This window comes from Bradyrhizobium sp. P2_E8, assembly GCF_056403875.1.
In genome coordinates this window covers 1-2,862 of sequence record NZ_JBFUES010000943.1, presented here as the reverse complement: position 1 = coordinate 2,862, position 2,862 = coordinate 1, and the positions used below count along the sequence as shown (strand labels likewise).

The 2,862-nt window shown below is 67.1% G+C and carries 2 protein-coding genes and 1 pseudogene; all 3 read left to right on the top strand.

Annotation, left to right across the window (positions count from 1 at the left end; translation table 11 throughout):
• Positions 1-1,717 (top strand): peptidyl-prolyl cis-trans isomerase (locus AC1D00_RS34700; RefSeq protein ID WP_477013786.1); only part of this gene is annotated, 1,717 nt, incomplete at its 5' end.
• A gap of 14 nt (positions 1,718-1,731) precedes the next feature.
• The gene (gene trpD / locus AC1D00_RS34695; protein ID WP_477013785.1) at positions 1,732-2,745 is read left to right on the top strand and encodes an anthranilate phosphoribosyltransferase; all 1,014 of its coding nucleotides are present in this window, start codon (positions 1,732-1,734) and stop codon (positions 2,743-2,745) included.
• A 7-nt stretch (positions 2,746-2,752) separates the two neighbouring features.
• Positions 2,753-2,862 (top strand): annotated as a pseudogene (locus tag AC1D00_RS34690) (indole-3-glycerol phosphate synthase TrpC); the annotation flags it as partial.

The window sequence follows — 2,862 nt, the reverse complement described above, 5'->3', positions numbered from 1 at the left end:
GATCTATACCGACCGCCTGCAACAGATCAGCCGCCAGTTCGGCCGTCCGCTGACGCCAGATCAGGCCCGCGCCTTCGGCCTCGACCGTCAGGTGCTGCAGCAGACGATCGCGGAAGCAGCCCTCGACGAAGAGGCACGCCGGCTCGGGCTCGGCCAGTCCGACGACCAGATCCGCCAGGTCATCATGAACGACCCCAACTTCAAGGGCGTCGGCGGCAGCTTCGATCCGAACCGCTTCCAGGCCGTGATCCGCAACTTCGGCTATACCGAGCAGCGCTACGTCTCCGAGCAGCGCAAGGTGTCGCTGCGCCGGCAGATCACCGGCACGATCGGCGCCGGCCTCGAGCCGCCGAAGGCGATGATCGACGTGCTGACGCGTTTCCAGAACGAACAGCGCGCCATCGAGTTCGTCAGGCTCGACGCGGCCCAGGCAGGCACCATCGATGCGCCCTCGCCCGAGGCGCTCGCCACCTATTTCGAGGATCACAAGGTCCAGTTCCGCGCGCCCGAATATCGCAAGATCGCCTTCGTCGTGATCTCGCCGGAAGAGATCGGCAAATGGACCGAAGTCTCCGACGAGGACGCGAAGAAGGTGTTCGAACAGCGCAAGGACCGGCTCGGCACGCCGGAGAAGCGCCAGATCCACCAGATCGTGTTCCCCAACGCGGCCGAGGCGCAGACCGCACGCGAGCGCCTCGCCGGCGGAATGTCGTTCGAAGATCTCGGCAAGGAGCGCGGACTGAGCGCCTCCGACGTCGATCTCGGGCTCGTGACCAAATCGTCGCTCGACCCGGCGGTGGGCGACGCCGCCTTCGCGCTTGCCGCGGGCGAGATCAGCCAGCCGATCCAGGGCCGTCTCGGCACCGCGATCGTCAAGGTCGACAAGATCGAGCCGGGCGTCGAGGCGAACTACGCCAGCCTCGTCGGCGACATCAAGCGCGAGATCGCGACCGAGCGCGCGCGCGTCAAGGTCGCCGATCTCCGCGACAAGATGGAAGACGAACGCGGCGGCGGCTCCAGCGTGATCGACGCGGCGCAGAAGCTCGGCCTCACCGCCGTGACCATCGACGCCGTCGACCGTTCCGGCCGCGCCCCGAACGGCCAGCCGGTCGCCAACGTCCCGCAGGGCCTCGACGTGGTGTCGCAGGCCTTCAACACCGACGTCGGCGTCGACAACGACGCGATCTCGTTCAAGGGCGGCTATGTCTGGTACGACGTGCTCGCCATCACGCCCTCGCGCGATCSCAATCTCGACGAGGTCCGCGACCAGGTCGAGGGCCGCTGGCGCCAGGACCAGATCGCGATCAAGCTGAAGGCCAAGGCGACCGAGATGGTGCAGAAGCTCGAAACAGGCGGCAAGCTTGCCGATGAAGCCGCAGCGATCGGCGCCAAGGTCGAGACCGCGACCGGTTTCAAGCGCGACGACTCGCCCGCCGGCGTGCCCGGCACCGTTGTGGCGGCCGCCTTCCGCACCGCCAAGGACGGCGTCGGACAGACGCCCGTGAGCGGCGGCAGCGAAGTGATCGTCTTCCGCGTCACCGACATCATCGATCCCGCGGTCGACGCGGCCTCCGACGCGGTCAAGAAGCTGAAAGACAGCCTCGACCGGGCGCAGACCGAGGAGCAGGTCGCGGCGTACGTCAACAAGCTTGAAACCGACATCGGGACCACCATTAATCAGGCCGCCTTCGCGCAGGTGACCGGCGCGAACCAGTGAGTTGAAAGCACGCGATGGACGACCTGAAATCGATCATTGGAAAAGTGGCGACCGGCGCCAGCCTGTCGCGTGACGAAGCGGCTTCCGCCTTCGACGCCATGATGTCGGGCGAAGCCACGCCCTCGCAGATGGGCGGCCTGCTGATGGCGCTGCGGGTGCGCGGCGAGACCGTGGACGAGATCACCGGCGCAGTCGCGGCGATGCGCTCCAAGATGCTGACCGTGACTGCACCGCCCGACGCCATCGACATCGTCGGCACCGGCGGCGACGGCTCTGGCTCGGTCAACGTCTCGACCTGCGCCTCCTTCATCGTCTCGGGCGCCGGCGTGCCGGTGGCCAAGCACGGCAACCGCGCTCTGTCCTCGCGCTCCGGCGCTGCCGATGTGCTGGCTTCGCTCGGGGTGAGGATCGACCTCAGGCCGGAGCAGGTCGGGCGCTGCGTGCGCGAATGCGGCATCGGCTTCATGTTCGCCCCTGCCCATCATCCCGCGATGAAGAATGTCGGCCCGACCCGGGTCGAGCTCGCCACCCGCACGATCTTCAATTTGCTCGGCCCGTTGTCCAATCCGGCCGGCGTGAAGCGGCAGATGGTCGGCGTGTTCTCGCGGCAGTGGGTGCAACCGCTGGCGCAGGTGCTCAAGAACCTCGGCTCTGAATCCGCCTGGGTGGTGCACGGCTCCGACGGCCTCGACGAAATCACCCTCACCGGCCCGACTTTCGTGTCCTCGCTCCACAATGGCGAGATCAGGAATTTCGAGGTGACGCCGGAGGAAGCGGGGCTGCCGCGCTGCGAGCCCGGTGCGCTCAAGGGAGGAGATGCCGACGCCAATGCGATTGCGCTGCAAAGCGTGCTCAACGGCAAGCCGAGCGCTTACCGCGACGTGGCGCTGATGAACGCTGCCGCCGCGCTGATCGTGGCCGGGCGGGCCAAGGACCTCAAGGAGGGCGTCGCGATTGGCGCAAAATCGCTCGATAGCGGCGCGGCCAATGCACGGCTGAAGCATCTGATCGCGGTCTCCAACGGCTGAGCCTGACATGTCGGACATCCTGACCAAGATCGAGACGTACAAGCGCGAAGAGATCGCGGCTGCCAAGCGCGCGCAGCCGTTCTCCGTTGTCGAAGCAAGGGCCAAGGCGCAGGCCGC